The organism is Mesorhizobium sp. WSM4829, from assembly GCF_055811475.1.
The window spans coordinates 38,701-44,733 of sequence record NZ_JBVVQJ010000018.1 but is presented as its reverse complement, the minus strand read 5'-3'; the positions used below and the strand labels follow the sequence as shown (position 1 = coordinate 44,733).

Here is a 6,033-nt window from a genome sequence, read left to right as displayed (position 1 = left end):
AACGCTTTGCTGCCCCTACCCGGCAAACCACTCCCGCAAACCGCGGCCCCCCCTGATACCTATCAATCCCCCCCGCCCAGGTTTGCGCTGCCCCTCATTGCCCGGCAGGGCAATGAGGGGCAGCGCAGACCTGAAGCGATTGCCCTGCTGGACCGAATTCGGCCGGCGCCTGGCGTAGCAAAAGTCGATTCCGATTTTCGGGGTCATGCGCTACGGTCGCGCCAAAGCATCGGGCCCAAAAGTGGAAACCGGTTTTGGGAAAACCCGACGCTCAAACATAAAAGCTGGATGTGAGCGGCGGCACGGTTCGACTTGAAAGTCCGCCGCTCACATCCAGCATCCGAGGAGAGGCCATGATGTTCCAGACCTTTGATTCCGCAGGCGACCCCGCCGTCGGCAAGCCGCGTGTGGCGTTGCTGCGTCGATGGCTGGCGGCCAACGGGCTGGATGGCTTCATCGTGCCTCGTGCAGACGAGCATCAGGGCGAATATGTCGCCGACCGCTCGGCGCGGCTGAAATGGCTGACCGGCTTCAGCGGCTCGGCCGGCGTCGCCATCGTGCTCGGCGACCGTGCTATCATGTTCGTCGACGGCCGCTACACGCTGCAGGTGCGCCACGAGGTCGATCTCGACATCTTTTCGATCGAAAGCCTGGTCGACAATCCGCCCGCCACCTGGATCAAGGACAATCTCGGCAAGGGCGTGCGGCTTGGCTTCGATCCGTGGCTGCAGACGATCGGCGACGTGAAAGCGCTGAAAGCGTCGGCCGAAAAATCGGGAGCGACATTGGTGCCGCTCGAGAGGAATCCGATCGACGCCATTTGGGAGAACCAGCCCGAACCGCCGCTGGCGCCGGTCGAGCTTCATCCAATCGGCTTTGCCGGCGAATTGGCCAAGGACAAGCTGGCGCGGCTGGCCGAGTCGATCGGCAAGGATGGCGCCTCCCATGCCGTGCTGACCGACCCGTCGTCCATCGCCTGGGCCTTCGACATCCGCGGCGGCGATGTGCCGCACACGCCCCTGGCGCTCGGCTTCGCCGTGCTCGCCGCCGATCGATCGCACCTGCTTTTCATGGACCAGCGTAAGTTTTCACGCACCGTCGCGGCCTATCTGACGCAGCTCGCCGAATTGCACGAACCCGGTGAATTCGAAGCTGTTATCGCAGCCCTGGCCAAGGGCGGCGCGAAGATCGCGCTGGATCCGGTGCTGGCGGCGGAGAAGCTCAGGATGCTGGTCGAGGACAATGGCGGCACCGTCATCACTGCGCCAGACCCTGCCCGCATTCCGCGCGCGACGAAAAACCAGGCCGAGATCAACGGCGCCCGCGCCGCGCACCGCCGCGATGGCGCCGCGGTCGCCAAGCTGCTTTGCTGGCTCGACCGCCAGGAACCGGGCAAGCTCGACGAGATCGCGGTCGTCACCAAGCTCGAGGAGTGCCGCCGCAGCACCGGCGAGGAAACACAGATGCCGCTGCGCGACGTGTCCTTCGACACCATCGCCGGCGCCGGCCCGAACGGCGCCATCATGCACTACCGCGTTTCCCGCGCCACCAGCCGAAAGCTTCAGTCTGGCGAACTGTTCCTGCTCGATTCGGGCGGGCAGTATCAGGACGGCACCACCGACATCACCCGCACCGTACCGATCGGCACACCGACCGAGGAAATGCGCGAACGCTTCACGCTGGTGCTGAAGGGCATGATCGGCATTTCCATGCTGCGCTTTCCCCCGGGCACGCGCGGCTCCGAGATCGACGCCGTGGCGCGCCTTGCCCTGTGGAAACACGGTTGCGATTTCGCCCATGGCACGGGCCATGGCGTCGGCTCCTATCTGGCCGTGCACGAGGGCCCGCAGCGCATCGCCAGGACCGGCACCGAAAAGCTGCTGGCAGGCATGATCGTCTCCAACGAGCCGGGCTACTACAAGGAGGGTTCTTACGGCATTCGCATCGAGAATCTCATGCTGGTGACGCCGGCCGAGCCGATAGAGGGCGGCGACATCGCCATGCACGGCTTCGAGACGCTGACGCTGGCGCCCATCGACACCAGGCTGGTGCGATCCGACCTTCTGACGCGAGACGAGTTGCATTGGCTCGACACATACCACCAGCGTGTGCTGGCCGAGATCGGATCGATGCTCGACGGCGAGACGCTGGCCTGGCTGGAGAAGGCAACCGCACCGCTGGCGCACGATGCAAAGATCTGATTTTCGGCAAGGCCGGGAACGGCCTGTGGCTTTATCGCTGCCAACCGGCTTTCTTCAACAGATGCGCCATCTCGTCTGCCCAATGTGGATTGCGCAGCCTGAACGGCGCCAAGGCATCGCCTGAAGGGTTTTCCATTTCCCGCATCAGCTCAACGCAAGATCCAGCCTCCGGCAAGCGGCCGAGCGAAACGTAGCAGCAGGCTAGTGTTTCGTGGGTGGGCCGCCATGCCGGAGCGATCTTGCGCGCCTTGATGGCCGCGGCAAGCGCCTCGCTTGCCTGTCCTCCAAACAGGTAGGCGAGCGCCAGGATATTGAACCAGACGAAGTTCTGCGGATCGTAAGGGTTCAACATAAGGCCGTGTTCGAGCGGCGCTATTGCCTCGGATGCACTGCCGCGGAAAAGCTGCCCCATTCCCATCACCAGATGACCAAGGGCGAAGCTTGGGCTGATCTCGATCGCCTTTTCCGCGGCAAGAATAGCCTGTTCCGGTGCATTGGCGTAGATGCTGCAGATGGCCAGCGCGTAATGGGAATAGGGATTCTTCTCGTCGAGCCGAACCGCCTTCAAGGCTGCATCGAGGCCTTCCCGGATGTCCCGTTGCGGTTCGTCACTCCAGCCGTAAGCGACGATGCCGGCGCTGACGCGACCGAGCCAAAGGTGGGCCTCTGCGAGTTCAGGATCGAGCCTGCATGCCTCCCGGAACAGCCTGCGGGCACTCAAGTGAGTCTGACGGCCGACGTGGTGGAAATGCCAGGTACCTTGCCGCACCAGGTCCCAGGCCGTCGCGTTTCCGCTGCTGCGTGCGGCGGCTGGTAGCGACTCCGTCTTGAGAAGTTCGGGCTCGATCGCCCCAGCCACCCGCTCGGCTATGGCATCCTGGACGGCGAATGCCTCCGTCAGTTCCATCTCGTATCGTTCGGCCCAGATCTGATTGGCCGAGGCCGCATCGACCAATTGCGTCGAGACCCGGATGTGCTGGCCGGACCGGCGCACGCTGCCTTCCAGCACATAACGGACGCCAAGCTCGCGGGCCACCTGTTTGGAGTCGACGGGCTTGTCCTTGTAGACGAAGCTGGAATTGCGGCCGATCACCCGGAACCAGCGGAACTTCGTCAGTGCTGTGATGATGTCCTCCGTGATGCCGTCAGCCAGATAGGCCTGTTCCCTGTCGCCGCTGACATTGGCGAACGGCAAGACCGCGATGGACGGTCTTTCGGAGAATCCCGGCGGCTGGCCGGAACTTGGCAGCGCGCCGTCTGCAGCGGCGTCCAGCACATGGACGCTGCCGGCGAAACGATATCCGGTGCGGGGAACCGTGGCGATCCACTCGCTGCCGTCTGGCTGTGGCCCGAGCAGCTTGCGCAGGGCGGCAATCTGCACAGAGAGATTGCTTTCTTCGACAACGGTATCGGGCCAAGCCGCTTCCATAAGCGCCGTCTTGCTCAGCACTTGAGCCGGTGCCTCCAGCAGGGCTTGAAGCAACGACAAGCCTTTGTGCCCGAGCGCAACCGGCCGGCCCTCGCGGACAAGCCCCCCGCGCAGCATGTCGAGCACGAACGGGCCGAACGCTAAGCATCGCGGCGCTGCGACACTCCGCCTGCCGGCTTCGGAAGAATTCGGAACTTTTCGCCTCCCCTTTTAGGACTCCGGCCGGACGTGCGGTCATCTTGGCCATTCTTCGCACAGACTAACACATATGGAGGTCAAAATGACGATGTTGAAGCAAGCGTCCGGAGCGGACAACGTCACGCCCAGCGACAGAAAAGCTGTAATCGTCGGGGGTGGCGAGGCTTATCGAGCCGAACAGGGGTCGGACTATCTGCCGGGAATAAGTGCTGAGACCGTCGGCGCGAAGGCGCTTTGGCTGGGTGTCGTCACGATGCCTCCGGGGAAACGGACCAAGGCCCACGTCCACGCACGTCACGAAACAGCATTTTATATGCTGAGCGGAGAGGAGCTGGAGATGTGGAGCGGGGACGAACTGCAATTTCGGGATGTCGTGCATCCCGGCGACTATCTCTATATTCCCGCCAACGTGCTCCACGTTGCAGTGAACAGGGCAAGCACGCCGGCCATTTTTATTGGCGCCCGCAACGAACCGACCGCTCAGGAAAGCGTCGTCCTGTTCCCGGAGATGGACGGGAGGATACCGTAGAAAGGCGACCTTCCAGGAATGATTGGTGGGGCGTCCTTCAACCGAACATTCCGCCAATGGTGTGCCGCCAGACCGGAGCCATGTCTATCACACCAAGCACGGTCGCCGACGGATTTCGCTTTGAAACTCGTTGAAGACACATGGCGGGTGCAGGGTGACGGTCGTGTCGGCACAAGGTCTGGCGTGGTGGAACGAGAAGGCAGAGCGTGGGCGAAACCGACGAGCGGCTGCTGGCGCTGATCGCTCAGAACAATGCGGCTGCGGTGGAAGCCATGGTCGAGCGCAAGCTGCCGCGGCTGATCCGTCTCGCCACGCGAATGCTGGGCGACCGCGGCGAGGCCGAGGATGTCGCGCAGGAGACGTTCTTGCGCATCTGGCGGGCGGCTCCGGGCTGGTGCGCCGGCGAGGCGAAGTTCGACACCTGGCTGCATCGCGTCGCACTCAATCTCTGCTACGACCGGCTGCGCAGGCGGCGGGAGACGCCGGTGGCGGAACTTCCCGATCGCCCCGACGAACGCCCGGGCGCGGAAGCGGATATGCTCGCGGCCGACGATCAGCACCAGGTGCGACGCGCGCTGGCCGAGTTGCCGGAGCGCCAGCGCGAGGCGATCGTGCTGCAGTATTATCAGGAGCTTTCGAACAGCGATGCGGCAGAGGTCATGGGCATCAGCATCGAGGCATTGGAAAGCCTGTTGTCGCGGGCGCGGCGGCAGCTGCGCTCCAGGCTCGGACGAGACAGGGACGAAATGACATGACTCCAGAGAGGTTTTCCGAGCTCGTTGCCGCCTATGGCGGGTCGCCGCAGCGCTGGCCTGAAAACGAGCGCACGGCAGCGCTGGACTTCATCGCCGCCAACCCTGTGCAAGCCGAAGCCGCGCTTGCACCGGCGGTGGAGCTCGACGATCTGCTGTCGCGCCATCGCGTCGCAGCTCCGGACGACGCGCTCGCGCGAAGGATCATCGCCACGGCGCCGTCTGCGCTTTGGCGCCGCACCCAACTCGTCTGGCGGTGTGCCGGATTGGCCGGCATCGGACTGGCGGGCGCGCTGGCCGGGGCGCTGACAGTCGCCGTGCTGCTGCCGCCCAACAGCGCCCCTGACGATGGCGACACCGATGCGCTGACCGCATTCGGCGACATGCAGGGGGACGTGCAATGAGCGAACGCAGCATCAGGATCCTGCTTGCCGTCTCGCTGGCACTGAACGTCTTCGTGCTCGGCGCCGCCGCCGGCGCTGGCTATATATGGCAGGCGCAGCAGGGGCAGCGCGACAGAGCGGGCGACCAGCGCGGCCTGCGCTTCGCCGCGGCCGGCCTGTCGCCCGACCAGCGCAAGGCGTTCCGCCAGGCGCTCGCAGAGGCGCGGCGCCAGTCGGCTGCCGACATCGAAGCGGCTCGGGTCAGCCGCGAGGCGGTGGCGCGCCTGATCGAGGCTGAGCCGATCGACGCAGCGGCGGTCAATGAGACGCTCGCCTCGGTCCGGCAAGCCGATATGGCGCTGCGCGGCCGGCTCGAACAGGCAATCGTGACCTTCGCGACGGGACTGACGCCAGCCGACAGGGCGCGACTTGTCGACGGCCTGCGCGGCCGCAGCAACATGCTGCGCCGAGCGGGCGAAAAATAGAGCTGGAAACAGCGACGGATTCCAGTCGCTGCCGCGTTGAAGCTTCCAAAAGCAAT

7 protein-coding genes are annotated in these 6,033 nt (G+C 64.6%); 6 read left to right on the top strand and 1 reads right to left on the bottom strand.

Going from position 1 to position 6,033, the window contains the following annotated elements:
• Window positions 1–294 (top strand): hypothetical protein (locus tag AC0L17_RS18345; RefSeq protein ID WP_473516864.1); only part of this gene is annotated, 294 nt, incomplete at its 5' end.
• Between the two features lie 59 nt (window positions 295–353).
• Window positions 354–2,201 carry an aminopeptidase P family protein gene (locus AC0L17_RS18340; protein WP_473516863.1) on the top strand — a complete coding sequence of 616 codons (1,848 nt, stop codon included), beginning with the start codon at window positions 354–356 and terminating at the stop codon, window positions 2,199–2,201.
• Between the two features lie 31 nt (window positions 2,202–2,232).
• Here AC0L17_RS18340 and AC0L17_RS18335 read toward each other — a convergent pair whose 3' ends face one another.
• Window positions 2,233–3,690: a winged helix-turn-helix domain-containing tetratricopeptide repeat protein gene (locus AC0L17_RS18335; protein WP_473516862.1), complete on the bottom strand. Its 1,458-nt coding sequence runs from the start codon at window positions 3,688–3,690 to the stop codon at window positions 2,233–2,235.
• Between the two features lie 220 nt (window positions 3,691–3,910).
• Between AC0L17_RS18335 and AC0L17_RS18330 the strand changes: the two genes are divergently transcribed.
• The 4 genes from AC0L17_RS18330 to AC0L17_RS18315 all read left to right on the top strand — a co-directional run bounded on the left by AC0L17_RS18330 (window position 3,911) and on the right by AC0L17_RS18315 (window position 5,977).
• Complete coding sequence (locus AC0L17_RS18330; RefSeq protein ID WP_236376996.1) at window positions 3,911–4,357, top strand: cupin domain-containing protein; 447 nt, start codon at window positions 3,911–3,913, stop codon at window positions 4,355–4,357.
• A 206-nt stretch (window positions 4,358–4,563) separates the two neighbouring features.
• Window positions 4,564–5,112: an RNA polymerase sigma factor gene (locus AC0L17_RS18325; protein ID WP_473516861.1), complete on the top strand. Its 549-nt coding sequence runs from the start codon at window positions 4,564–4,566 to the stop codon at window positions 5,110–5,112.
• Complete coding sequence (locus tag AC0L17_RS18320) at window positions 5,109–5,513, top strand: hypothetical protein (protein WP_473516860.1); 405 nt, start codon at window positions 5,109–5,111, stop codon at window positions 5,511–5,513. The genes AC0L17_RS18325 and AC0L17_RS18320 overlap by 4 nt, the downstream gene beginning before the upstream one ends.
• Window positions 5,510–5,977, top strand: coding sequence for a periplasmic heavy metal sensor (locus AC0L17_RS18315; protein WP_473516859.1), 468 nt, complete (start codon window positions 5,510–5,512; stop codon window positions 5,975–5,977). Before AC0L17_RS18320 ends, AC0L17_RS18315 begins: the two co-directional genes overlap by 4 nt.
• Window positions 5,978–6,033: the final 56 nt, after the last annotated feature.

Bases quoted from the DNA above. Each gene is read 5' to 3' on its own strand.
- AC0L17_RS18340 (WP_473516863.1), top strand. From the start codon at position 354: ATGATGTTCCAGACCTTTGATTCCGCAGGCGACCCCGCCGTCGGCAAG.
- AC0L17_RS18330 (WP_236376996.1), top strand. From the start codon at position 3,911: ATGACGATGTTGAAGCAAGCGTCCGGAGCGGACAACGTCACGCCCAGC.
- AC0L17_RS18320 (WP_473516860.1), top strand. From the start codon at position 5,109: ATGACTCCAGAGAGGTTTTCCGAGCTCGTTGCCGCCTATGGCGGGTCG.
- AC0L17_RS18315 (WP_473516859.1), top strand. From the start codon at position 5,510: ATGAGCGAACGCAGCATCAGGATCCTGCTTGCCGTCTCGCTGGCACTG.